Raw genomic sequence first — 22,405 nt, 5'->3', positions numbered from 1 at the left:
GCGGCGCAGCTGTGCCGGCGGCAACCCATGTCCGGAGGTGACATGCCTCTTCTTGCCTTTGGCGAATACCGGCCCGATGTCAGCGACTACGAAGGCCAGGCGACGCGGAACATCCAGAACGTCGTGCCTCGCGGCGATGGATACGGCCCGTTTTCGTCGTTCTCAGCCTACACCGCCGCGCTACCCGCGCCCTGTCGCGGTGCATTTTACGCGCTGAAGTCGGATGGAACCGTCGTGACCTTCGCAGGCACCGCGACCAAGCTGTACCGTCTCAACAATACCGACTTCACCTGGCTCGACGTCTCCAAAGGCGGCGCCAGCTATTCACAGCTGTCGGCGTCCGCGCAATGGCAATTCGCGCAAACCGGAAACCTCGTCTTCGCGACGCAGGCGAACGCGGTGTTGCAGGTGTTCGATCTGACTTCATCGACGGCGTTCGATAACGCGCTGGGGGCGCCGCCGCAGGCTGCCTATATCAGCGTGGTCGGCCGTTTCCTGGTCCTGTCCGGGCTGCTCTCGACGCCGTACCGAATCCGGTGGTCAGGCCTCAACAATTTCAATTCGGCGACCTCATGGGATGGCCTGACGGCTGGCTCGGATTTCCAGGACTTTCCCGATGGCGGCATCGTTCGCGGCGTGGCCGGAGGAGAGGCGGGGATCATCTTCCAGGATCAGGCCATTCGGCGAATGTCCTATGTGCCGGGATCCCCGGTCATCTTCCAGATCGACCGTATCACCCAGGACAAGGGTCTCTACGCGCCCTATTCCATCATTCGAGCCGGCGAGCGCATCTTCTTCTACGCGGGCCAAGGCTTTCACAAGATCGAGCCTGGCGGTGTCCCGCAGCCGATCGGGCGCGAGAAGGTCGATCGCACCTTCCTCGCCGATCTCGACAAGGGCAATCTGCAATTGATGATCGGCGCGGCGGACCCGCGTTCCACGCGGGTGTTCTGGTCCTACAAATCCGTGTCCGGCACGACCGGAAGCTATGACAAGCTGCTCGGTTACGATTTTCTGCTCGACCGGTTCTTTTCGGTCGCGATGACCGGCGAGTATCTGCTCGGCATGTCGCAGACCGGTCTGACATTGGAGAATCTCGACAGCATCTCGTCGTCGATCGACGCCATGACCTTGAGTCTCGATGCCTATGCGACCGCGGTTCAGCCCGAGATCGCGCAGTTCTCGTCGAGCCACGTGCTGGGCTTCTTCCGCGGCAGCAATCTCGAGGCGACGATCGAAAGCGCGGAGCAGGGCACCGATGACAACCGGATCATGATCCGGGGCTTTCGGCCGGTCACCGATGCCACGACGCTGCTTGGATCGGTGTCGTCCCGTGAAACGCCCTCGGCGGCAGCGGCTCTCGGGGCGGAGGTCGCCGTGAATGCCCGCACCGGCCGGTGTGACGTCCGCAGGGATACCCGCTATGCGCGCTTCAAGATCCGCATTCCGGCTGCGGCGTCGTGGACCTTCTGTGCCGGCGTGGTGCCGGACCTGACCGTGAGTGGCACGCTATGACGGCCTATGTTCCGGGGATCGCGGAGACCGATCTCAAGAAGATCATCCTGGCGCTGCAGCAGCTCGCCGCCGGACGATCCAACGCGGTCGGCAGCGTGACGCTGGCGACGGGCACGTCGACGACGGTGGTGGCCGACAGAAACTGCTCGGCAGGGTCAACGCCGATCCTGACGGCAACCACGGCCGCGGCGGCGGCCGAACTCGGCAACGGTACGATCTATGTGAGCGCGGTCAGCAATGGCTCGTTCACGCTCGCACATGCCGGCAGCGCTGCGGCGACGCGGACGTTTCTCTATGCCCTGCTCGGTTGAACTCGCCTGCGTCGATCCCGAGCACGTCAGGACAATCTGGCCAATCGTCGCGCCGCGCTTGCGGCGGGCGATCCGCCGCACTGGCCTGTCCGCCTTCGCAGATATCGAGCGAGACGTGCTCGCGGGACGGGCGCTGCTATGGCTTGCACTGAATGGCGCATCCGGTGCGGCCACGATCGATGCCGTCGCGGCGACCAGGCTGGAGCTGACCGAGACAGGCATGGTGTGCATCATTACGGCTTGCGAAGGCCAGACCATGGCACGTTGGCTGCCGCTCATCTCCGGCATCGAAACCTACGCGAAGGCAGAGGGCTGTCGCGGCATGCGCGTCTACGGCCGTAGGGGCTGGCTGCGCGCGCTCAACGGCTATCGGCAGACGCATGTGATTATCCAAAAGGAGTTGAGGTGACAATCGGCTTTGATGATCTCTATAGAGTGCTTTGATCGTTTTATCAGACAAGGCGATCCTACCACGGGATGAATTAGCTCGGCCGCCGGTTGGCGGCACGCGCAAAGGCGAACGTTGCGCTTGACAGGTCGTTCTTGTTATGTTCTCCTGCGCTCAGGCGACATTATCTCCGCTAATTGCGTAGTTGCTGGGTAAACGCATGTCTTATCAGACAAGTGCAGATCGCACCGAAACAGCAAGACTCTTAGCAGGCTTTGTGCGATCGGGAGCAAAAGCCGCTCTCCTGGCGCTGACACTCACGATGAGGATGGACGCGACTCATGCCGAGGAGATTGACTTCGGCCCTTATCGCGCCGCTGCAGAATACTGCGCTGGCGAAGTCGCGCGTCCGCTGGCTCTTTCGCCGGATCGGCGGACTCTTTGCTTTGAAGGCCGTCTTGATGCCGATCAGGATCTGTCGCTCGTCAACGAACTGCAGGCCGGCGGATTATTTGTTGTCCGCAGTCATGGTGGTGACGACGTTGCAATGATGAAGCTTGCTGATCGCTTGCGTGATCGCAATGCGACAGTCGTCGTTCATAGCTACTGCGTGCTTGAGTGTGCTAGTTATTTCGTGGTTGCCTCCGGGATGACCATCATATTGAAAGATGGGTTGGTTGCATGGCGACCTCCGGTGATAGACGGATTCTGCGTAGGTTTTCGGAAAGCACGCGACGAGGGTTTGCCGCGCTTTGATATCGGACACTGTATCTCCGAGGGGGAGGACCAGTTTTTTCAGGCGCCTGGTCCAATCGGTGAAATGAGACAGAAGTTCATGAGCGCACGGCGCGTCAACCGTAATTTTGAGGAACCGCCGGAGAGCACATTTATCAGAAGAGCTCTAAAAAAGGTCGATTGGCCAAGGGCGAACGAAATAGCGCCCGTGATGTGGACATGGCATCCTCGCTTTCACCAGAGTTCGGTCAAGACGAAGATCGTGTACGAACATTATCCCGAGAGCCAGGAGGAAGTTGAGGCTCTTGCCAGGCGATTGCAGCTCGGTGTTCGGATTATCTACGATCCATGAGGCTCTTTTCGACATGTGAGTCGAGCTATTCTGGTACCCGAAAGAACTTCGAGGGTTGACGGCGCGCTGACGTAGCGCGCCGTTTTTTTATCTAGGGGAATGAAGGTATGGTAGGAAATCCAAGAGATAAATCGAGTGATTTGCCAAAAGTAGTGCGCGAAGGGATCGAGCCAGAAATATTGCGTCTGCCTGATTGGACAAGGATGCTTGGCCGCAAAGATTTTAGCAAGCCTTTCGAAGGCATTCCGCTGCCAGGGACGAGGACACCGGGGGCGCCGCCAAGATTGCCGTCATGGTTCGAAGATCCATCACAGCCGGGCTTGCCGCCATCGTTACGATACCCGTCGCCCGGCAACGATAGTCCGGGTTTTCCTCCCATTCCGGCACCTATCCCCGAACCGTCAACTATCCCTGGAAGCCAGATCCCCCAATGGCTGTTTGACGCTTTGCTCGGAAGCAATCGTCTGGACCAGTGGCAACTTCCGCAGACGTCCCAGCCGGTACTGAAAACAGATGCCAGTCGCAATGTAGTTGATTCGGACATGAGACTTGTTGCCGAACAGCGGGCCGATCAGGGAAGCCAGAATCGGACGACAAGAATAGGTCAAAACGAAGAACCATCGAAGCAACAGAAGCGCTTCCTCATATCGCGCGCGGAGCGTCGCTGATCTCCACGGGAACGTGACTGGATCCGCAGTGTGGTCTCTGTCTCCCCGGAACGGGGCGCTGGCATGCTCACGGTATTGCCCTGTTCAATCACTGCGAGCTTGCAGTCAAGTCAACTCTTAACAGTGTTAAATCAAGGAGCATGCCCAATGGGCGGACAATCAACCAGCACTCAGACGCAACAGTCCCAGACGCAGCCGTGGCAGCCGGCGCAGCCGATGTTGCAGAACATCCTGTCTCAGGTCAGCAGCGGTCTGAATAACACCGGCCTCACCGGCGCCGAATCCGGCGCGCTTGACGTGCTCAAGCAGAATGCGGCGCAGGGCAATCCATACGCCGGTCAGGTCGGCTCCTACGCGCAGTCGCTGCTCAATGGCGGCCAGGCGTTGGCGCAGGCCCCCGGCGTTCAGTCCAACCTGGACGCGTTGCGCAGCCGGTTGGCGCCCTATGCCAATGGCAGCATGGTCGGCAACAATCCCGCGCTCACGGCGCAGCTGGCGCAGATCCAGAACGATGTCGGCGCGTCGATCAACGGCCAGTTCGCGGCCGCTGGTCGCGACTTCAGCGGCGCCAATCAGATGGCCTATGGCCGGGGGATCGCCGCAGCGGAGGCGCCGATCATCGCGGCCCAGTATAATCAGGACGTCCAGAACCAGTTGGGCGCAGCGAATGCGCTCTACGGCGCCGGCAACACCACGGCCAACATGCTCGGCGGCATGCAGCAGCAATATCTCGCGAACCAGGGGCAGGGCGTGACCGCCTCGCAGGCGGCGCTCGACGCAAAAAACTACGGCGCGAACGCGACGCTGGCCGAAGAGGCGCAGCGCCGCGGCATTCCGGTGCAGGCGCTCGGACTGCTTGCACAGATCGGCACCCCGATCGCGCAACTGGGCCAGCAGAGCAACGGCACCTCGACGACGACGCAGCAGATGTCCGGCGCCGAACAGTTTTCCAAGATCGCCGGCGGCATCAGCAGCCTGCTTCAGCCGTTCAGCGGTGGCCTCAACAAGACGTTCTTCGGCGCCTAGGCGCCGAAGGTCAGCCGTTTGAAGCACGTAGAGGAGCGGATGCGAATGTCGAATGAGCCGGAGAGCAGCCTGACGGGAGCCGCCTTCGAATTGGACAATGCGGGCTATCGGCCGATGCCGGACATGGAGGAGCCGCCGGAGCGCGACGCGATCGAGGCAGACGCGATGTCGCTCCGGGAGGTGGCCGAACGGCGAACCGAGCGGCCTGCGCCGGTGATGGTCCGGGAATATGTCGACGAGGCCGGCAACGTCATCGACCGCAACGAGGCCGTCACATTGGAGCGGGCTGCGCGCGATCATGCACGCGTCAGAGCCGCGGAGACGCGCGAGTCAGGCGCCGGGCAGGCCAACGAGCCGCGTGACGACGAAGCTCCGCAAGCAAGCGGGGAGGAACTGCAGGGACGCGCCGCGGATGGGGTCGAGCAACAAGACGCTGCCGGAGGGCCTCCCGACACCGGCGTCGCGAGTCGGCTTGCACCCGAGCTGGAGAAAGCATTGCAGCATCCGCAGGTGCTGGAAGCGATCGAGCAGAAGATAGGAGAGGCGGAGAATGCCCGCCGATCCTATCAGGAAGGCCTCGCTTCCGCGGTGCAGATCGCGCAAGCGAGTTTCCTCAGTCAATTTCCGGAATTTGCCGGCATGCCGGCTGAGCAGGTTCCGGCCGTGCTCGAACGCATGTCGCGCGACGATCCCGACCGGTTCGGACGCATCCAGGCCGCGGTCGCTATGTCGGATCAATTGCTGGCGCAGCAGGCGCAGGAGCAACGGCGTCAGGCCGAGGTCGCCCAGCAGGGCTTCCAGTCCTTCGCGCAGGAGCAGGACAGCAGGCTCGAGAGCATGCTCGCCCGCGAGCCGAAGGCGGTGCGCCAGGCGGTTGCGGCGGAGATCATGGCGGCGGCCAGGGAGAACGGGATCTCGGCTGCGGAGCTCAACCGCTTGTTCGAGACCGAACCGTTGATGCGCCACGCCACCTTTCAGCGCATGATGTACGACGCGGCGCGATATCGGCTGATGATGCGGGCAAAGGACGACGCGGTCACCAAGGCTGTCCCGCCGGTGATGCGGCCGGGTGTCGCAACGTCGTCGCGGGAGCGCGGCCAGGATCTGCGTGAGCTCAATGCGCGGCTGACATCGTCAGGCGATCTCAAGGATGCGGTCGCGCTCTACCAGGCGCGCATCTCGAGGCGGCCGTGAGTCGTGCCGATGACAAGCCCGGTTCTGGCGGCGCTTGCCGAAGCGCGCCGGCAACGCGCGCCCTTGTTCGCGCACTGGTGTGAGCGGGAGCAGGAAACGTTCTGCCCGGCGTCTCCGGCGACCGTCGCCCGCTTTGCGAGAGAGCATGCCGGCCTCGGTGTCGACAGGCTCTGGCAGGCGCTGCACGACATCTCCAACACGCATCTGACGTTGGGATTGGCGGATCCCACGGCAGGCCCAGCTGTCGCGCTCGTGGTCGACGAGGCCGCCGGTGTATCGCCGCCACAATCGTGGCCGGCGGCCTGGAAGCAGCGTTTCAAGGCGCTACCCCATGACCTCAAGGTCTTCATCGCCGGCCATGAAAAGGGCCGCGAAAAGAGCCTGCGACGCACCCAGCATGCGCTGGCCCATGCAAACAAGACGCTCGAACGGCTCCGCTCAGCGCGGAGCGTAACGACAGAGGACCCGATCGATGAAGCAGAATCGCAGCGCCCCGACGCTGGAGGACAGAATTGAGCAATTGCGGGCCGAGATCGAACGCGTTGTGCAGGACCGCGTGGATGCCGTTGCCAAAGAGAGCCCCGGGGTGCCCAAGGGGGTGATCCGCAATCTCCTGACCGCCAGAGCTCCGTCCTGCGCCTGCGAGCAGTATCTCCTGCTTCGGCGGCAGACGTAGGGGACGATCGGACGCGCCAATCGGGCGAAAGCTGCCCGTTGAGCGCCTACTCAAAAATAGAGACCGGTTTCGGCCGCCCACGCGGCTATTTTCCATTCGAGGAGCAGAATGACATTCTATCGATGGTCGCAGACCGCATCAGCGGATGCCACGGCAGATCCCACAATCAACTGGTCAGAAGGACAGGCGCCCTCGAGCATCAACGACTCGGCGCGTGCCATGATGGCTGCGACGGCGAAGTTTCGCGATGATATAGCCGGCGCGATCGTGACCAGCGGAACCAGCACGGCCTATACGATCGCAAGCAGTCAGCAGTTCGACACGCTGCCGCGTCTCAACGGCCAGATGATCGCGTTCACACCGCATATCACCAACGGTGCGCCGGTCACACTCAACGTGGACGCCCTCGGCGCTAAGCCCTTGCGGAGTGGGCCGAATGCGGATCTCCTCCCGGGAACGATCATCCAGGGCACGCCCTATGTCGCGGTCTACAACCACGTTGACGGGAGTTTCTATCTGCACGGATTTTACGGTAACCCGTATAATATTCCACTGGGGGCTGGGCTTGAATTTTGGGGGATGAGCGCTCCCAACAGTGCATTCGCATTTCCTTACGGTCAAGCGATAAGCCGGGCTACATATTCTGCCTTGTTTGCTCTGGTCGGCACGACCTATGGCGGTGGCGACGGCAGCGCGACCTTTAATCTGCCGGATGTTCGAGGCCGGGTTGTCGCATGTCCGGACAACATGGGAGGAACAACAGCAAATCGTCTAGTCGCAGGTAATCTGGCAGCATTGCGCCATAGCTTAGGAGGTGCTGGGGGAGAAGATGCTCACACACTTACCCTGGCCGAACTCCCGGCTCATACGCATAACAATACACTTAGCGATCCGAGCCACGTTCACGGATCCACACATACGGGAACAGCGGTGGCATACCAGGGGCCGAGTAGTCTTGGAACAAACGGTAGTTCCGCGCTCCAAATTGCGGCCAACGTCACCTTCGGTATCAACGCTGCTACGACGGGCATTACGATTAATAATGCGAGCCAAGGAGGTGGAGGAGCTCACAATGTCGTTCAGCCAACTATCCTTGCGAACCGGATATTGCGAATCATCTAGGCGGGTCTTTGAAAGATGAAGTTATTATAATATTCCTTCCGCTTCCAGAACCACTCTCCATCTGTTTTCTGATGGATATTGGGGTCGAAAGACGACAATGGGAGTAGCTTTGATCCTGCGACAAAAGCTCCAGAGTACCCCAAGTCTGATAGGAATGAGAAGGTTTCTTTCATTCGTTCAAGCGAGACCAGATGGCGGTCACATTCACAAATAATAAGAGGCATGCAGCGGATCAGAGTCTCTTTGGCGCCACGCAGAACCTCTAGCTCCGCTCCTTCCACGTCGATCTTTATCGCGGATACATGCTCTTCTCCGGAGAAATAGTCATCCAACGAGATGGTGCTTACCTCTATCTCGCTGGATTTCTCCATCTGCTTTATAAGCGACGCCGCTGGCTGGTGCCCAGCTGGGATGAAGAATTTGTGAGTTCCGGAGGATGAATACACAGCCGTTCGCTCTACTACCACGTTGTCTAGTGCGAACATTGCGCACAGGCGAGACAGTCCATCGGCTAGATCAGGTTGCGGTTCGAAAGCAACTGTACGTCCTGGAGAGGACCAACGAGAGAACCAGTATGTGAAACTTCCCTTGTTGGCGCCAATGTCGCAAACCGTATCGCCGGGACGGATGTGGCGTCGCAATTCTCTAAGCTCAATCTTGTGATCGCGATATCGCGAGCGAAGCACTCTCACCAGATAACGAGAGGAATCGCGAAGAAGTTGATGGCCGCTCATGATCACGCAGACATCCAAATGTCGCGGGTAGGGAGATTCGACGCATTCGCGACGCACATGAAAGCAGGGGTTGTAACCTCGGTCAGCGTGGCTGAAGTCTGATTCAATAGCCGATACTTCAAAGGCCTGTCTCCTCACGCCTTAAGCTCACGAGGCGTAACACAATGGACCCACAAGTCAAAGTGGTCGCAAACATTTCACCCTTGTTGCAACCTTGGCGGAATAGCTTCAATGTCGGTAGCACGCAATAGGATTCATGGTGTTCATTTCAAGCGAGATGATGGGACGCCTAATCTTAAGACTCTCAGGGAAACGAATTCTGTTCGTTGGCTCAAGCTTAGGAGTTTGCGAGACCTTCGTTCGGTGGCAGGCAGGCTTGTAGCGGCCAAGAGCCGATATGAACTCGTGGCGAAGCGCACCGGTGTTCCCTGGGCTGTCATTGCGGTGATCCATGAGCGCGAATCGTCCCAGAGTTGGTCCGCCTCGTTGGCGCAGGGGGATCGATGGGACCGGGTCTCGGTCCACGTACCTGCTGGCCGGGGACCGTTCGCCTCCTGGGAGGAGGCGGCGGTCGATGCGCTGGTCAATTGCCCGCCGTATGCGGCGCGCTGGCGCGACTGGACGATCGGCGGCGCCTTGACGCTGCTCGAACACTATAATGGCCTGGGCTATGCGCGTCGCGGTGTGCCGTCGCCCTATATTTGGGCTGGCACGGATCAGTATCGGTCCGGGAAATACGTTCGGGACGGGGTCTACGATCCCCTGGCGATCGACCGGCAGCCGGGGTGTGCCGGCCTGCTCAAGGCCATGATGGCGATCGATCCGAGCATCAGTTTCGTGAGCGACGGGGAGGAGACGTTGGAGCCTCGGCCGCCAACAGGCCCTCCGACGTCATCGCCGGCATCGATCAGTCATCCGGAAAAGGGCTCCATCGGAGCCCTTTTTGCTGCGCTGGTGAAGCGCATTTTCGGTCGCCGGCAAGGTGGAATCGGCGGCTGAATTCTGACGCTGCCTGCGGCGCGGAGGTCGCAGGGAACGAGGCGAACGACAACAACCGCATCGCGCTCGTGCGCCCTGGGGGACGCGCGGCGCTTCTCTTATTCGAAAGGGGCTTTGTCATGTGGGCAAGAATCAAGGCCGCGTGTCGTCATTCGTTGACGATCGCCTGGGGCTACGTGCTGGCGTTCATCGGGGGGCTGCTGTCGATCATCGACACGATCAGCGACGCTCTGGGGGATCCTGGGCTGAAGGACCAGATCAGTGCCGCGTTCGGCGATACGCGGACCGTCGGCCGGATTCTTCTGCTGATTTCGCTGATCACGATCATCGCGCGACTGCGCTCGCTCAGGAGGGCTTCGTGACATGTGGATGAGCATTCTCGGCTTTCTCGGTGGGCCCGTGATCAAGGGGCTGATCGACGCCTACCAGGCGAAGCTCAAGGCCGGCAACACCGATGCCAAGATTGCGGCCGATCTCGCCGCAACGGAGATCGCGGCGCAGGTCTCCGAGACTGACGCTCTGCTGCGGCTTCGTGCGGCTGAGATCGGCTGCTGGTACGAGCCCGACAAGCTGATCGGCTACTGCGTCTCGATCTATTTCGCCAAGCTGCTGGTGTGGGACAAGGTTCTTGGGCTCGGCTCCACCGATCCGTTGGCCGGGTTTGCATCGACGACCGCAAACCTCGTCATCTCCTTCTACTTTGCCAAGCGCGGCTTCGAAAACGTGGCGAGAATCATCAGGCGGTGACGATGACGCATGACGAGATCAGGGCTGTGGTTGCGGAGACGCTGATGAAGCAGAGCCAGCTTCAGCGCGACGAGATCGACGCTGTCGTGATGAGGGCGATCGCGACCATTCTCACCTCTTTCGGCATCGAGGAGGAGGATCGGAAGGAGTTGAGAGCGGATTTTCAGCACTTGCGCCGCTGGCGCAAGAGCGTGGAGCAGGCCCAAAGCTATACGTTCAAGGCCGTCATCACGGTGATCGCGACCGGTCTGCTCGGCGCGATCTGGCTCGGCATCAAAGTGATGCTCGGAAGGTGATGCCGTGCCGGCAAATCGTGTGCGGCAGGCATGCCGATTCCTCATCCGAGAGGTCGACGCGTGTGAGCCCGATGTCCTCGATACGCTGAACGATCTCCATGTGCGAACCTTCCTCGATTGCGCGCCTCTCCCCGATTTCGAGATCGGACAGTGGTGGGTTTCGAGCGAGCATGGACGACCCGTCGCGTTTGCCGGCATGATCCCTTCATCGCTCGGCAGGGGCATCGCCTATCTCTCCAGGGTCGGCGTCATTCGAGAGTGCTGCGGACATGGTCTCCAGCGGCGATTGATGCGTACGATCGAGCAGCGCGCGCGACGATCCGGCCTGTATTGCATCGTTTCGGACACGACCGGCAACATCATCTCCGCCAACAATTTCATCCGCTGCGGGTATGTGTTGTTCCAGCCCGAGCAGCCCTGGGCCTGGCGGAACTCGCTTTACTGGCGCAAGGTGATCGGGTCCTGATGCGTCTCCTACGGCGCGCGCATGCGGCGTTGCGCTGCAGCAGAGCAGGGAGAAAGAGGGGGGCGGGGGCGACTTTCTTTGCGCCAGTGATTGAGCTAACCATGGTCTTCCAGTCGTTGTGGGCTCGTCGCCGAACAATACTGCACAGATCGCGTGAGACGATCGACGCAAGCGGGGAGGATTGGAATGCCGGCTCAGGTCGCTCTGCCAGATCGTGCGCCGCGGCCGACTGACGCGCCGGCCGCCTTGGCGGGTCTGCGGGTGATTGACTTCACCCGGGTCGTTGCCGGGCCGGCGTGTACGCAAACCCTGGGCGATTTCGGTGCCGAGGTCATCAAGATCGAGCAACCGGTCACGGGCGACGATACCCGCGCCTATGAGTATGCAGAGCTCGGCGGTGAAAGCGCAGCGTTCCTCAGTCTCAATCGCAACAAGCGGGGCGTCGTGCTGGATCTCACGGTCCGGCAAGGCCAGGAGGTCGCCCGTGCGCTGATCGCCAAGGCCGACGTCGTGGTGGAGAACTTCTCCTCTTCGGTCATGAAGAAGTTCGGCCTGGACTATCCGGCTGTCTCCGGCATCAATCCAGGTCTGATCTATTGCTCAATCTCTGCCTATGGACGCCACGGTCCGCTTGCTTGGCGATCGGGCTTCGATCCGATCACTCAGGCCGAGAGCGGCTTCATGTCGCTCAACGGTTTTGCCGATGGTCCTCCGGTCCGAACCGGCCCGCCGATCGTCGATCTGGCGACCGGCATGTCGGCTTGCAATGCCATTCTGCTGGCGCTCGCCGCCAGGCAGCGGCTCGGTCGCGGTCAGCACGTCGAGGTGGCTCTGTTCGACGTTGCCCTCGCCATGACCGGCTTCTTCGGGATGGCCTATCTGATGAACGGTGTGAACCCGAGCCGTACCGGAAACTCGCCGAACGACTCTCCAACAGTCGGCGTCTTCGAGGCGTCAGATGGTCCGCTCTACGTGGCCTGCGCCAATGACCGGCTCTACCGGCGGCTGGTGACGGAGGTTCTTGGTCGTCCGGATCTCCTGAGCGATCCGCGTTTTGCCACGCGACGGGCGAGATGGATCAACCGCGCTCAGCTACGCGGCATTATCGCTGACATTATGGCGACAACAGAGATGGACGTCTGGATCTCGCGGATGAACCAGGCCGGCGTTCCGGTCGGTCGCGTCCGCACCGTCGAGCAAGCCTTTCATGCTCCCGAGGTGCGGGAGCGTGACCGCGTCTGTCACATTCCCCACCCGACGGCCAGCGCGATCCCGAACATCGAGCCGCCGATTTCGATGCAGCTGACGCCCGCCGTCGACCCCCGCGCGGCCCCCCGACTCGGTGAGCACACCGCCGCGGTCTTACGCGACACTCTGGGGCATTCGGAGCAGGATCTCGAGCGTCTGCGGCAAGCTGGCGCCTTCGGCCCGATCCCTCCCATTCAACAAGCCTGACGCGCGCTCTGATGGTTCAGTCGCGGTGATGGCGGGTCGAGTTGGCCGAGGCCGGTCAGATCGATCAGCTGGCCTTGGCCATCTCCTCGTCTTCCGGCGAGTTGAGGTACATGCCTGACATGGTGTCGACCCAGCACAGATGATCGTGAACCTTCTTGACGCCGGCGACGTTCTCAGTGGCCACGATTGCCGCCTGCCGCGAACGTTCCTCGGTGATGACACCACTCAAATGAACGATGCCGTCCTTGACGATGACAGACAGGCCGAACGGGCACCAATCGTTCTTTTCGAGGTTGTCGATGACGCGGTTGCGGATGTGATCGTCATCCGCCGTCGGGTCCGGGACCTGGCGCCCAAGCGTTGCGACGGCCTGCAGCAGATTTGCCCGTGACACGATGCCGACCACCTGGTCGCCCTTGACCACGGGGAGCCGTTTCACATGGTTTTTTTCCATGATCTCCACGATTTCGGCCAGTGCGGCGTCTTCCGTAATGGTCAGAGGCGATTTGGTCATCACCTCCGACACCTTGCGTCCATGTTCGTGGACGAAATCGGCGGCCGATTTTCCGGGTCCGAGAATGAAGCGCAACCAGCGCCCGCGTTTCCGTCCGGTGCCGATTTCCGTTCGGCGGATGAAGTCGCCTTCAGAGACGACCCCGATGAGCTTGCCGCTGGCGTCGACCACCGGCAGGCCGCTGACATGGCGCTGGAGCATGATGTTGGCGGCCTCAACGATTGAGGTGTCAGGCGTGACGGTGATGACCGGACGGGTCATAATCTGATGGGCGCGCATGGCGGACTCCGATGTCAAAAGCTGATGGAGGGTAGTCCGCTGTCAGATCCCTGAATTGACCCAGGTCAAAGGCGGAGCTCGCGGATTCATTGATGCAGCTCAAGGCCTCAACCTGGACCTGGGCTATGAAGATCCACTGATCCAGCGAGAGGAGACGGCCGATGTCTGAACTCCCCGGCGTGAATGCTATGGCCGACGAAACGGCCGAATTGTCCGAACGCGTCGCGCTGTCCAATAAGCACGCTCTTGAGCTGCTCATCGGCTCCCAGCAGATCATGTTGGAAGAGATTCTCTTCGCCAGCAATGAGGCGCTGGATCGCGCGCGGACAGAAACGCATCTGTTCGCTGAATTCGTATCGAAACTGGCCGGCGTGCATTCCGTCAAGGGAATCCAGACGATGATGCAGGAATGTGGCCGGCATCAAGTCGAGTTTGTCAGGAGGGACTGCGACCGGCTCTTCAAGCACGGGCAGCGCCTGATTGATGCCAGTGTGAATCTTGTGGGGCAACGGTGGCGAAACTGAAGACTGTGGGGGCGTCGCGTCCTGATCCGCGGCGACGGGAAGGAAACGCCGAGAGCGGTCCGGCCGTTGCCGTGACAACAAAAGCGTCGGCAACGGCGCTTGCGGCAACGGGCGGAACACTGCCTCTCCGACAAGAGGACGAAGATTCCGACGCGTTTCGCCGCGAGGATCATGAGCTGGACAAGGCGTTCAGCGCCGTTCTGGCGCGGATGACCGCAGGAATCTCTCCCGCCGCCTTGTCGATGGCCTATCTGGATTGGGCGTGCCATCTGGCCGCCGCCCCGCAGCGCCAGATGGAGAATGTTCACAATGCTTGGCAGATGGCGAGGCAACTCGCCGAGCGGTCGCTGCATCTTGCCGACCCCAATCGCTTGCCTTGGGACCTGATCAAGCCTCAGCCCAACGATCATCGCTTTTCCAAGCCGCAATGGGCGATGCAGCCGTTCAACCTGTTGGCCCAGAGCTTCCTGCTGGGAGAGGATTGGTGGCATAAAGCGACGACCGGCATTCGCGGCGTGGATCCTGCCAACGAAGCCGTCGTTGATTTCTCGCTGCGTCAGCTGCTGGACATGTTCGCACCCTCGAACTTCGCGGCGACCAATCCTGAGGTCATCGAGAAGACATTCCAGAGCGGCGGAGAAAACCTGGTGTTCGGCTGGCAGAATTGGCTTGCCGATCTCATGCAGGTGCTACACCCGGGGCGACCACCCGGCAATGCCGAGTTCGTCGTCGGCAGGACGGTCGCGACCCGGCCGGGCAAGGTGGTGCTTCGCAATCGCTTGATGGAGTTGATCCAGTACGCGCCGACCACCGAGAAAGTCCGGCCGGAGCCGGTCCTGGTCGTGCCAGCCTGGATCATGAAGTATTATATCCTGGATCTGTCTGCGCATAATTCGCTTGTCAGATATCTGACGGACCAGGGCTTCACCGTATTCATGATCTCCTGGCGAAATCCGGGGGCAGCGGACCGCGACCTTGCCTTCGACGATTACCGATCCCTGGGCGTGATGTCCGCCCTGGACACGATCGGAAGGATCGTGCCGAATACGCAGGTTCATGCCACAGGCTATTGTCTTGGCGGAACGCTGCTCTCGATCACGGCAGCGGCCATGGCCCGGGATGGCGATGATCGTCTGAAGACGATCACATTGTTTGCGGCCCAGACCGATTTTACCGAAGCGGGAGAGTTGACGCTCTTCATCAATGAAAGCCAGGTCGCGTTTCTCGAAGACATGATGTGGGAGCGTGGGTATCTCGACACGACCCAGATGGCGGGGGCCTTTCAGCTGTTGCGGTCCAACGATCTGATCTGGTCGCGCGTCTCGCGCGATTACCTGCTCGGCGAGCGGGCCAGTCCGAGCGACCTGATGGCGTGGAACGCCGATGCGACGCGGCTACCTTATCGGATGCACTCCGAATATTTGCGCAGGCTGTTCCTGAATAACGATCTCGCAGAGGGGCGGTATCGGGTCGAAGGAAAGCCGGTCTCGCTGTCGGACATCCACAAGCCGATGTTTGTTGTCGGAACCTTGCGCGACCACGTGGCGCCATGGAAGTCGACATACAAGATCCACTATGAGGTCGATGCCGACGTGACTTTTGTGCTTGCAAGCGGCGGGCACAATGCCGGCATCGTGGCGCCGCCGGATGAGCAGGGGCACTCGCATCAGGTGCGAACCAAGGCTGCCGATGCGCCTTATCTCGGGCCGGACGAGTGGCTGAGCATTGCTCCGCGGGTCGAAGGATCGTGGTGGCCAACCTGGATCGAATGGCTGAAGCAACAGTCAGGGACACTGCGCGAGCCGCCGCAGCTCGGCACCGAAGGCGCGAGCGATCTCCCCGACGCGCCTGGTGATTACGTGCATACCTGACAAGAGAGGCGCCTGTGGTCCGCTCAAAAGCCGCCAGCCGAGCGTGGCGCGGCTGACAGGCGACATAGTTCTCGCGAGATCATGCCTCTCACGACAATTGGATTGGGGTGCGATGTCTGCATCGCGGCCACCGCATCGAAGCTTCAGTTTGAATTCGGAATGTAGCGCTGCAGCATCGACAGCGCTCGCTCGAGTGTCGTCTGCAGCGTGCTTGACGCATCCAGCTGCAGCCATTCCAGGGTACCCAGATCATAGCTTTCCTGCTCTCGGGCGACGCTGGCCGTCGCGTCGGACGCATCTCCGACCCGCGCGCGAATCCGTTCCAGTCGGATAGGGAGGTCTACAACAAGGAAGAGCCCCACGAAAGGCACGTCTGATCGCTGTGCAAGAGTCTCGACTTCCTGACGTTCATGCCGGCGTGCAAACACGGCGTCGACGATCACGGTGAAGCCCTGTGCGAGCACCTGGTGGGCTTGCCGCGCCAGCTCTTGATAGACGCGTGAGCTGGCATCAGGCGTGTAGGCGTCGCCGGGGAGCCGATCTGTCTCGTCGACACCGAACAGCCGTTTGCGCAGCACGTCGCTGCGGAGGACGATTGCTCCCGGTGGAGGGGGCAGGCGAGGGGCGAGCGCCCGCGCCAGCGCGGATTTCCCGGTGCCGGAAAGCCCGCCGACGGCGATCATCATTGCTGGCGCCGGCTGTATCAGCCGGCAAGCCAACTTGAAGTAGGTTTTTGCGGTCTCCAACGTGTTCGATCGCTCATGGTCAGCGTGACTGGCATCGTCACGATCGAGTTTCGCTAGAAAGACTTGAGCGCGGATCGCTGCGCGCATCGCCATGAAGAGCGGCAACGCGGCCAAGCCCCCGGCCTGCTCGCACGCCGCGGTCGATAGATAATGGTTCAGGAGTTGATTGGCCGCGACCGGCTGCTCGAAGTGCATCAGGTCCATCAGCGGGAAAGCGAGATCGTAGAGCACGTCGATCGTCGCGATCCGGTCATCGAATTCGATGGCGTCGAACAGCACGGGCTTGTCGCCGATGAGGACGATGTTGGCCAGGTGAAGATCGCCGTGGCAGCGTCGAACATGACCGGCCGCCGCACGCTGCTCGAGCAATGGCCGCAGACGCGAGAAAGCCGATTGGCAGCGGGTTCTGAGTTCCTCGACGTCAGGCTCATCGAAACGCGTGCTGGCTCGAAAGCTGGTGATGAACGCGTCGATCCAATGCGGGAGCTGCTCCACCCACGCGCTCGATGTGACCTGAGGCGCGACAGTGTGGGATTTGCCGATCGTCATGGCCAGGAGTCGGGCGAGATCGCCATCCAGACGACGTCGGGCGGCAAGATGATCGAGGGTCTGGCTGTCATCGAAGCGACGCATCTCCACGGCATACTCGATCGGTGTACCGGTTCCATCGAGTTCGATCGATCCATCCGGCGTCCTGGTGATGGCGACCACGCGCAGGTAGATGTCCGGCGCAAACGGCTGATTGATCTCCAGCTCCTTCACACAAGCCGCCTTGCGTTGTGCAAGAGTCGAATAGTCGAGAAAGGGCAGCCGGATCGCGCGCTTGATCTTCAGGGCGCGCTGCCCGAACAGAAAGACGGACGCGGCATGCGTATCGATGCGGCGGACCTCTGGATGTCGTCGTGGATCGCCCAGGAATGTGAGTACGTGGTCCTGATCGGATGATGAGGTCATGGGCCGGTACCGATTGAATTCGATTCAAAAGTCCGGGACGAGGACGGCCGCACCCACGATGTCGCCCTGCCTCAAGCGGGCCAGAACAGTGTTTGCTTCGGACAAGGAGTAGGCCGTCGTATGCGTGCGGATGTCAGCCTCCTGGGCCACCCGTAGAAAATCGACACCATCCTGCCGCGTCAGATTGGCGACGGACATCACCCGGCGTTCTCCCCACAGAAGCGAATAAGGGAAGCTCGGAATGTCGCTCATATGAATGCCGGCGCAGACAACCCGGCCGCCTTTGCGGACAGCCCGCAAAGCGGCCGGAACGAGCTCGCCGGCAGGGGCGTAGATGATGGCAGCGTCCAGATCGACGTCTGGACGCTGGTCTGCACCTGCAGCCCATACTGCGCCAAGTTGGCGGGCCAGATCTTGTGCGGGCCGGTCATGTTCGCGGGTGAAGGCATAGATCTGGCGACCCTGCCAGCGGGCGACCTGGGCAATGATGTGACCCGCAGCTCCAAACCCGTAGATTCCGAGCCGTTCTGCGTCACCCGCCATGACCAGTGACCGCCAGCCGATGAGACCGGCGCACAGCAGGGGCGCGGTCGCGACGTCATCGCCCAGTCCATCGAGCGGAAAGGCATAATTTGCGTCGGCGATGGCGTGGGTCGCATAACCGCCATTGCGCGTATAGCCGGTGAAAGAAGGCTCGTCGCAGAGATTTTCCATTCCGCGGCTGCAGAAGGGGCAGCGGCCGCAGGTATGCCCCAGCCACGGAATTCCGACCCGCTCGCCCAACCGGTGGTTTGTCACCCCACGACCGATTCGGTCAACGCGACCAACAATCTCGTGCCCGGGAATGATCGGATAAGGAATGCTGGGGAGCTCGCCATCGCAGAGATGCAGGTCGGTTCGGCAGACTCCGCAGGCGCTGACACGGACGCGAATTTCTCCGAGACCCGGCTCGGGATCCGACAGACATTCATGCCGGAGAGGGGCTCCAGGCGATTGCAGCACCATCGCGTGCACCTTGCGCCTCCTGGACCAATTTGTCTTCGACCCATAAGCCAAGACAACTCGCCACGGCTTGATGTCTGTCAAGGTTCTAAGCGGCTTGGGTCGCTTATCAAGTCGCCGTCGAGCATGGGGCTTGAGCAGCGTCACGTTCATTCCCCGTCTGGGATCATAAGTCACGCTAGACCGGCGGCGGATTGAAACTAAGATGCCGATTGGTGAGACGGACGTGGCTACGAACGGCTCTCGTCGCCTCCTTATTGGATATCGAAATGTCGACCTATCGCCTGCGGAACCTGCTGTTGCCACGCTCCATCGCTCTGGTGGGCGGAAGCCCGCGGCCGAACTCTGTCGGGAGGGCTATTCTCGACAACATCATGAAGGCAGGGTTCGAGGGCAAGCTCGGTCTGGTCAATTCCCGATACCGTGACATCGCCGGGATCGGGTCCGTCGGCAGCCTTGGCGAGCTGCCATTCGTTCCTGAACTTGTGGTGATCACCACGCCGCCCCCGTCGATTCCTGACCTGATCGATGGTGCCGGCGCTTTGGGAGCGGCTGGCGCGCTGATCATCACGTCGGGGCTTGGTCATGGTCCGGGCTCGCTCGCCGACCAGGCCGAAAAGGCAGCACAGCGCTACGGCATGCGCCTGATCGGACCGAACTGCCTCGGCATCATGATGCCCGCAATCAAGCTCAACGCCAGCTTCTCGGCGCATATGCCAGTGGCGGGCAGCTTGGCCCTGATTTCCCAATCCGGCGCCATTGCCGCAGGAATGGTGGATTGGGCTGCGCAACGCGGCGTCGGATTTTCGGGAATTGTCTCGATTGGCGACCAGCTGGACGTCGATCTCGCCGATCTTCTCGATCATTTCGCGCTTGACGGTGGAACCCGAGCGATCCTGCTGTACATCGAAGCTGTCAAGGATGCTCGGAAGTTCATGTCGGCGGCGCGCGGGGCGGCCCGGGTCAAGCCGGTTGTCGTCGTGAAGTCCGGCCGTGGTGCGGTTGGCGCAAGAGCTGCCGCAACACATACGGGAGCGCTGGCGGGGGCCGATGCGGTCTATGACGCGGCGTTTCGCCGCGCCGGCGTGCTGCGTGTGTCGGATCTCCGCGAACTGTTCGACTGTGCGGAGACGTTGGGGCGGGTCGAGTCGCCGACGGGTAAAAGGCTCGCAATTCTCACCAATGGTGGCGGAATTGGTGTGCTCGCGGTGGATCGGCTGGTCGAGCTCGGAGGAGTTCCAGCAACCCTGTCGCCAGCGGTTCGTGACAGGCTGCAGGCCGTCCTTCCGCCAACCTGGTCTGCGTCGAACCCGGTCGACATTGTCGGAGACGCAGACGCGGCCCGTTATACGACCTCGCTTGAGGCGCTGCTCGCGGACCAAGCCAATGACGCGGTCCTTGTGATGAACGTTCAGACGGCGATTGCGTCAGCAAGCGACATAGCAATTGCCGTCACGGAATTCGTCAATGCCTACCGTAAGCAGCACAGGCGTTGGGCCAAGCCGGTCCTTGCCGCTTGGGTCGGCGCGGAGCAGCAAGTCATCGAGACCTTGAGCGGTGCAGGAATTCCGAACTATCCCACGGAGGACGACGCCGTTCGGGGCTTCATGCACCTTGTACGCCATCGGGAGGTGGTCGAGTCGCTGGCCGCGGTGCCCCCGGCGATGCCGAGTTCTTTTTCGCCCAATGTCGAGGCCGCCCGCAACATTGTCGAGACAGCCCTCGCCGACGGGCGGAGCTGGCTTGATCCCGTGGAAATCAGCCGACTTCTGGAGGCCTATGACATCGCGATGGTGCCGACCTATGCGGCGTCGACGGTTGACGAAGCGGTCGCTTATGCCAACCAGCTGTTTGCGCAGGGCGCGACTGTCGTGCTCAAGATTCTGTCGCGCGACATCGTCCACAAATCTGATGTCGGAGGTGTCGTCCTCAATCTGACCACCGCCGAGGCGGTCCGTAACGCGGCAATTGAGATCATGGCCCGTGCGAAGGCTGTTCGCCCAGATGCACGCATTTCCGGAGTGATCGTGCAAGCCATGGTCGTGCGTGCCAAGGCACGGGAGCTGATCATGGGCATCGCCGACGATCCGACCTTCGGGACCGTGATCGTGTTTGGCCGGGGCGGCACTGCAGTCGAGATCATCAACGACAAGGCGCTCGGTCTTCCTCCGCTGGATCTCCATCTTGCCCGCAACTTGATCGAGCGCACGCGCGTCTCGCGATTGCTGCGCGCTTATCGTGATGTTCCGGCCGTCAAGCCGGACGCCGTCGCGCTGGTCCTCGTCAAGCTGGCGCAGCTCGCGGCGGATGTTCCCGAGATTCGCGAACTCGATATCAACCCGTTGTTGGCAGACGAGAGCGGGGTCCTGGCGGTCGATGCGCGCGTTGCTGTCGGACGGGTGCCGCCGAAATTCAAGGGCTCAGGGCCATCGAACTTTGCCGTTCGCCCATACCCGAGTCAGTGGGAGCGGCACCTCCAGGTGAAAGACGGCTGGCGCATCTTTGCGCGTCCGATCAGACCCGAGGACGAGCCGACCATTCATGAATTCCTCAAGCATGTCACCGCGGAGGATCTCCGCCTTCGCTTCTTCGCGCCCATGAAGGAGTTCACCCATGAGTTCATCGCGCGTTTGACGCAGCTCGACTACTCACGGGCAATGGCCTTTGTTGCTCTGGACGAAACGACCAATGAGCTCGTCGGCGTGGTGAGAATTCATTCCGATTCGGTCTACGAAAGCGGTGAGTATGCCATTCTGCTGCGTTCGGATCTCAAGGGCAGAGGACTCGGCTGGGCCTTGATGCAGCTGATCATCGAATACGCCAAGGCGGAAGATCTCAAGATGATCTCTGGCGATGTCCTGCAGGAGAATATCGTCATGCTGGAGATGTGTCGCAATCTCGGGTTCGAGGTCAAGACGGACCCGACCGAGCGTGACCTCTGCAACGTCAAGCTCAGGCTGTAGGCATAAACTCTTGCTGCGAAGGCCGATTCAGCTGGGAGGCGTGTCGGCGGATGGGCTCGTGGCTTCGGTCTCGGAGACGTCGTGCGAGCGGAGTGTCTTGATGATCATCGTGGCCAAGGGGATGATCAGCAGCGGAACCAAGCTGTTGAGCGGATGGTTGATGAGGCCCGACAGGTAGGATTGCAGCGATCTCGCCTCCGCTTGCAGCGCGTCCATCGACGAGGCATGCATCTCGTTGGCGAGCTCCAATTCGCGGCCCGCGGGCTCCCGGCCGGCCAGCATCAGCAGGAGTGCCGCAAGAACGACGTTGCAGGTGCCGAGAACCGCGGCTGCGACGACCGCAGACGTGATCTGGACCAATGCAAGATAAGCCGCCAATTCGAACATCAAGAGGCCGAAGCAGGCAATCAGTGCTGCGAGGGCTCGCAGCCCGAAGCCGACGAGCAGGTGTCGAAGCCTGATATCGGCGATCACCCGGTCGGTGCGCCAGAGAAGACGAAGGTGTTTGGCGACATTCTCTGTATCCACTTACGTTCTCCTCAATAGCAGGCCGACAGCGATGCCGATCGCGAAGGCCGACACGGCGGCCGTGACGGGACGGCTGCGGATCAGCTGTTCGACACGAAGCTCAGCATCGCCAAGATCTCTGCCCAGAGCGGCGCTCATTGCAGCGATCGGCGCCATCATTGAGGCGCGCCGGGACTGGCCGGAGTCCTTATTCTCGATTTGGCTCAATAGCTCGCGAAGTTCGCGGGTTAGTGCCGCCAGCTCATGTCTGGTGGATGCGTCAGCCATGCTTTGTCCTATGGTTGGATTAACTGTAAAACGGGAGGCGGCAGGGGGCTTGATTTCGCTCAATCGATGCCGT

The 22,405-nt window shown here is 61.2% G+C and carries 24 protein-coding genes; 18 read left to right on the top strand and 6 right to left on the bottom strand.

The features are described 5' to 3' along the window. The first annotated feature begins 42 nt into the window (after window positions 1–42). The 9 genes from BBTA_RS27000 (at window position 43) to BBTA_RS39140 (ending at window position 7,987) form a co-directional block, all read left to right on the top strand. A complete protein-coding gene (locus BBTA_RS27000) occupies window positions 43–1,515 on the top strand; it encodes a hypothetical protein (RefSeq protein WP_012045683.1) in 1,473 nt (490 codons plus the stop codon). Further along, entirely contained in the window at window positions 1,512–1,826 is a 315-nt protein-coding gene (locus BBTA_RS26995) for a hypothetical protein (RefSeq protein WP_012045682.1), read from the top strand. The genes BBTA_RS27000 and BBTA_RS26995 overlap by 4 nt, the downstream gene beginning before the upstream one ends. After that, window positions 1,774–2,235 (top strand): hypothetical protein, encoded by a 462-nt coding sequence (locus BBTA_RS26990; RefSeq protein ID WP_244424141.1) that lies wholly within the window; start codon window positions 1,774–1,776, stop codon window positions 2,233–2,235. The genes BBTA_RS26995 and BBTA_RS26990 overlap by 53 nt, the downstream gene beginning before the upstream one ends. Window positions 2,236–2,434: 199 nt before the next feature. Continuing rightward, window positions 2,435–3,301, top strand: coding sequence for a hypothetical protein (locus tag BBTA_RS26985; protein WP_148221512.1), 867 nt, complete (start codon window positions 2,435–2,437; stop codon window positions 3,299–3,301). Window positions 3,302–3,408: 107 nt separating this feature from the next. Continuing rightward, window positions 3,409–3,969 carry a hypothetical protein gene (locus BBTA_RS40290; RefSeq protein ID WP_148221511.1) on the top strand — a complete coding sequence of 187 codons (561 nt, stop codon included), beginning with the start codon at window positions 3,409–3,411 and terminating at the stop codon, window positions 3,967–3,969. 147 nt (window positions 3,970–4,116) lie between these two features. Further along, window positions 4,117–4,995, top strand: a complete 879-nt coding sequence (locus tag BBTA_RS26980; protein ID WP_012045679.1) for a hypothetical protein — start codon at window positions 4,117–4,119, stop codon at window positions 4,993–4,995. 45 nt (window positions 4,996–5,040) lie between these two features. Then, window positions 5,041–6,189: a hypothetical protein gene (locus BBTA_RS26975; RefSeq protein WP_063719765.1), complete on the top strand. Its 1,149-nt coding sequence runs from the start codon at window positions 5,041–5,043 to the stop codon at window positions 6,187–6,189. Window positions 6,190–6,252: 63 nt separating this feature from the next. Further along, entirely contained in the window at window positions 6,253–6,705 is a 453-nt protein-coding gene (locus tag BBTA_RS26970) for a hypothetical protein (RefSeq protein ID WP_148221510.1), read from the top strand. A gap of 268 nt (window positions 6,706–6,973) precedes the next feature. Beyond that, entirely contained in the window at window positions 6,974–7,987 is a 1,014-nt protein-coding gene (locus BBTA_RS39140) for a phage tail protein (RefSeq protein ID WP_083780706.1), read from the top strand. On the opposite strand, the gene BBTA_RS26960 is transcribed toward BBTA_RS39140, so the two are convergent. Then, window positions 7,984–8,721, bottom strand: coding sequence for an FkbM family methyltransferase (locus tag BBTA_RS26960; RefSeq protein WP_041751630.1), 738 nt, complete (start codon window positions 8,719–8,721; stop codon window positions 7,984–7,986). The genes BBTA_RS39140 and BBTA_RS26960 overlap by 4 nt on opposite strands. Before the next feature lie 405 nt (window positions 8,722–9,126). Here BBTA_RS26960 and BBTA_RS26955 point away from each other — a divergent pair, with 405 nt between their 5' ends. The 6 genes from BBTA_RS26955 to BBTA_RS26930 all read left to right on the top strand — a co-directional run bounded on the left by BBTA_RS26955 (window position 9,127) and on the right by BBTA_RS26930 (window position 12,684). Continuing rightward, window positions 9,127–9,720 carry a hypothetical protein gene (locus BBTA_RS26955; protein ID WP_148221509.1) on the top strand — a complete coding sequence of 198 codons (594 nt, stop codon included), beginning with the start codon at window positions 9,127–9,129 and terminating at the stop codon, window positions 9,718–9,720. Window positions 9,721–9,839: 119 nt separating this feature from the next. Next, window positions 9,840–10,082, top strand: coding sequence for a hypothetical protein (locus BBTA_RS26950; protein WP_012045674.1), 243 nt, complete (start codon window positions 9,840–9,842; stop codon window positions 10,080–10,082). Between the two features lies 1 nt (window position 10,083). Beyond that, the gene (locus tag BBTA_RS40285) at window positions 10,084–10,467 is read left to right on the top strand and encodes a hypothetical protein (protein ID WP_012045673.1); all 384 of its coding nucleotides are present in this window, start codon (window positions 10,084–10,086) and stop codon (window positions 10,465–10,467) included. A 2-nt stretch (window positions 10,468–10,469) separates the two neighbouring features. Next, on the top strand, window positions 10,470–10,763 hold the full coding sequence (locus BBTA_RS26940; protein WP_012045672.1) for a hypothetical protein: 294 nt from the start codon (window positions 10,470–10,472) through the stop codon (window positions 10,761–10,763). Window positions 10,764–10,767: 4 nt separating this feature from the next. Then, the gene (locus BBTA_RS26935; protein ID WP_012045671.1) at window positions 10,768–11,229 is read left to right on the top strand and encodes a GNAT family N-acetyltransferase; all 462 of its coding nucleotides are present in this window, start codon (window positions 10,768–10,770) and stop codon (window positions 11,227–11,229) included. Between the two features lie 186 nt (window positions 11,230–11,415). Next, window positions 11,416–12,684: a CaiB/BaiF CoA-transferase family protein gene (locus tag BBTA_RS26930; RefSeq protein WP_012045670.1), complete on the top strand. Its 1,269-nt coding sequence runs from the start codon at window positions 11,416–11,418 to the stop codon at window positions 12,682–12,684. 64 nt (window positions 12,685–12,748) lie between these two features. On the opposite strand, the gene BBTA_RS26925 is transcribed toward BBTA_RS26930, so the two are convergent. Then, window positions 12,749–13,477, bottom strand: a complete 729-nt coding sequence (locus BBTA_RS26925) for a CBS domain-containing protein (protein WP_012045669.1) — start codon at window positions 13,475–13,477, stop codon at window positions 12,749–12,751. 161 nt (window positions 13,478–13,638) lie between these two features. Between BBTA_RS26925 and BBTA_RS26920 the strand changes: the two genes are divergently transcribed. Both BBTA_RS26920 and BBTA_RS26915 read left to right on the top strand, forming a co-directional pair. Next, the gene (locus BBTA_RS26920; protein ID WP_012045668.1) at window positions 13,639–14,001 is read left to right on the top strand and encodes a hypothetical protein; all 363 of its coding nucleotides are present in this window, start codon (window positions 13,639–13,641) and stop codon (window positions 13,999–14,001) included. Between the two features lie 209 nt (window positions 14,002–14,210). After that, a complete protein-coding gene (locus BBTA_RS26915; protein ID WP_244424139.1) occupies window positions 14,211–15,872 on the top strand; it encodes an alpha/beta fold hydrolase in 1,662 nt (553 codons plus the stop codon). Window positions 15,873–16,015: 143 nt separating this feature from the next. Here the strand turns inward: BBTA_RS26915 and BBTA_RS26910 are convergent, their stop codons facing one another. Together BBTA_RS26910 and BBTA_RS26905 are read right to left on the bottom strand one after the other, a co-directional pair. Beyond that, the gene (locus BBTA_RS26910; RefSeq protein WP_012045666.1) at window positions 16,016–17,572 is read right to left on the bottom strand and encodes an AAA family ATPase; all 1,557 of its coding nucleotides are present in this window, start codon (window positions 17,570–17,572) and stop codon (window positions 16,016–16,018) included. A 24-nt stretch (window positions 17,573–17,596) separates the two neighbouring features. Then, a complete protein-coding gene (locus BBTA_RS26905) occupies window positions 17,597–18,586 on the bottom strand; it encodes a zinc-dependent alcohol dehydrogenase family protein (RefSeq protein WP_012045665.1) in 990 nt (329 codons plus the stop codon). A gap of 257 nt (window positions 18,587–18,843) precedes the next feature. Here BBTA_RS26905 and BBTA_RS26900 point away from each other — a divergent pair, with 257 nt between their 5' ends. Next, window positions 18,844–21,537 carry a bifunctional acetate--CoA ligase family protein/GNAT family N-acetyltransferase gene (locus BBTA_RS26900; protein WP_012045664.1) on the top strand — a complete coding sequence of 898 codons (2,694 nt, stop codon included), beginning with the start codon at window positions 18,844–18,846 and terminating at the stop codon, window positions 21,535–21,537. A 27-nt stretch (window positions 21,538–21,564) separates the two neighbouring features. On the opposite strand, the gene BBTA_RS26895 is transcribed toward BBTA_RS26900, so the two are convergent. Continuing rightward, the gene (locus BBTA_RS26895; RefSeq protein ID WP_012045663.1) at window positions 21,565–22,065 is read right to left on the bottom strand and encodes a hypothetical protein; all 501 of its coding nucleotides are present in this window, start codon (window positions 22,063–22,065) and stop codon (window positions 21,565–21,567) included. Then, window positions 22,066–22,332 carry a hypothetical protein gene (locus BBTA_RS26890; protein ID WP_012045662.1) on the bottom strand — a complete coding sequence of 89 codons (267 nt, stop codon included), beginning with the start codon at window positions 22,330–22,332 and terminating at the stop codon, window positions 22,066–22,068. Window positions 22,333–22,405 lie beyond the last annotated feature (73 nt).

The organism is Bradyrhizobium sp. BTAi1 (assembly GCF_000015165.1).
GTDB classification, from domain to species: domain Bacteria; phylum Pseudomonadota; class Alphaproteobacteria; order Rhizobiales; family Xanthobacteraceae; genus Bradyrhizobium; species Bradyrhizobium denitrificans.
The sequence above is the reverse complement of the archived record's forward strand: the minus strand, read 5'-3'. Positions and strand labels throughout refer to the sequence as shown.

What these genes read in the sequence shown, in the direction of transcription:
- BBTA_RS27000 (WP_012045683.1), top strand. Translation starts at nt 43, where the DNA reads ATGCCTCTTCTTGCCTTTGGCGAATACCGGCCCGATGTCAGCGACTAC.
- BBTA_RS26995 (WP_012045682.1), top strand. Translation starts at nt 1,512, where the DNA reads ATGACGGCCTATGTTCCGGGGATCGCGGAGACCGATCTCAAGAAGATC.
- BBTA_RS26990 (WP_244424141.1), top strand. Translation starts at nt 1,774, where the DNA reads ATGCCGGCAGCGCTGCGGCGACGCGGACGTTTCTCTATGCCCTGCTCG.
- BBTA_RS26985 (WP_148221512.1), top strand. Translation starts at nt 2,435, where the DNA reads ATGTCTTATCAGACAAGTGCAGATCGCACCGAAACAGCAAGACTCTTA.
- BBTA_RS40290 (WP_148221511.1), top strand. Translation starts at nt 3,409, where the DNA reads ATGGTAGGAAATCCAAGAGATAAATCGAGTGATTTGCCAAAAGTAGTG.
- BBTA_RS26980 (WP_012045679.1), top strand. Translation starts at nt 4,117, where the DNA reads ATGGGCGGACAATCAACCAGCACTCAGACGCAACAGTCCCAGACGCAG.
- BBTA_RS26975 (WP_063719765.1), top strand. Translation starts at nt 5,041, where the DNA reads ATGTCGAATGAGCCGGAGAGCAGCCTGACGGGAGCCGCCTTCGAATTG.
- BBTA_RS39140 (WP_083780706.1), top strand. Translation starts at nt 6,974, where the DNA reads ATGACATTCTATCGATGGTCGCAGACCGCATCAGCGGATGCCACGGCA.
- BBTA_RS26960 (WP_041751630.1), bottom strand. Translation starts at nt 8,721, where the DNA reads ATGAGCGGCCATCAACTTCTTCGCGATTCCTCTCGTTATCTGGTGAGA.
- BBTA_RS26950 (WP_012045674.1), top strand. Translation starts at nt 9,840, where the DNA reads ATGTGGGCAAGAATCAAGGCCGCGTGTCGTCATTCGTTGACGATCGCC.
- BBTA_RS40285 (WP_012045673.1), top strand. Translation starts at nt 10,084, where the DNA reads ATGTGGATGAGCATTCTCGGCTTTCTCGGTGGGCCCGTGATCAAGGGG.
- BBTA_RS26940 (WP_012045672.1), top strand. Translation starts at nt 10,470, where the DNA reads ATGACGCATGACGAGATCAGGGCTGTGGTTGCGGAGACGCTGATGAAG.
- BBTA_RS26930 (WP_012045670.1), top strand. Translation starts at nt 11,416, where the DNA reads ATGCCGGCTCAGGTCGCTCTGCCAGATCGTGCGCCGCGGCCGACTGAC.
- BBTA_RS26925 (WP_012045669.1), bottom strand. Translation starts at nt 13,477, where the DNA reads ATGCGCGCCCATCAGATTATGACCCGTCCGGTCATCACCGTCACGCCT.
- BBTA_RS26920 (WP_012045668.1), top strand. Translation starts at nt 13,639, where the DNA reads ATGTCTGAACTCCCCGGCGTGAATGCTATGGCCGACGAAACGGCCGAA.
- BBTA_RS26915 (WP_244424139.1), top strand. Translation starts at nt 14,211, where the DNA reads ATGACCGCAGGAATCTCTCCCGCCGCCTTGTCGATGGCCTATCTGGAT.
- BBTA_RS26910 (WP_012045666.1), bottom strand. Translation starts at nt 17,572, where the DNA reads ATGACCTCATCATCCGATCAGGACCACGTACTCACATTCCTGGGCGAT.
- BBTA_RS26900 (WP_012045664.1), top strand. Translation starts at nt 18,844, where the DNA reads ATGTCGACCTATCGCCTGCGGAACCTGCTGTTGCCACGCTCCATCGCT.
- BBTA_RS26890 (WP_012045662.1), bottom strand. Translation starts at nt 22,332, where the DNA reads ATGGCTGACGCATCCACCAGACATGAGCTGGCGGCACTAACCCGCGAA.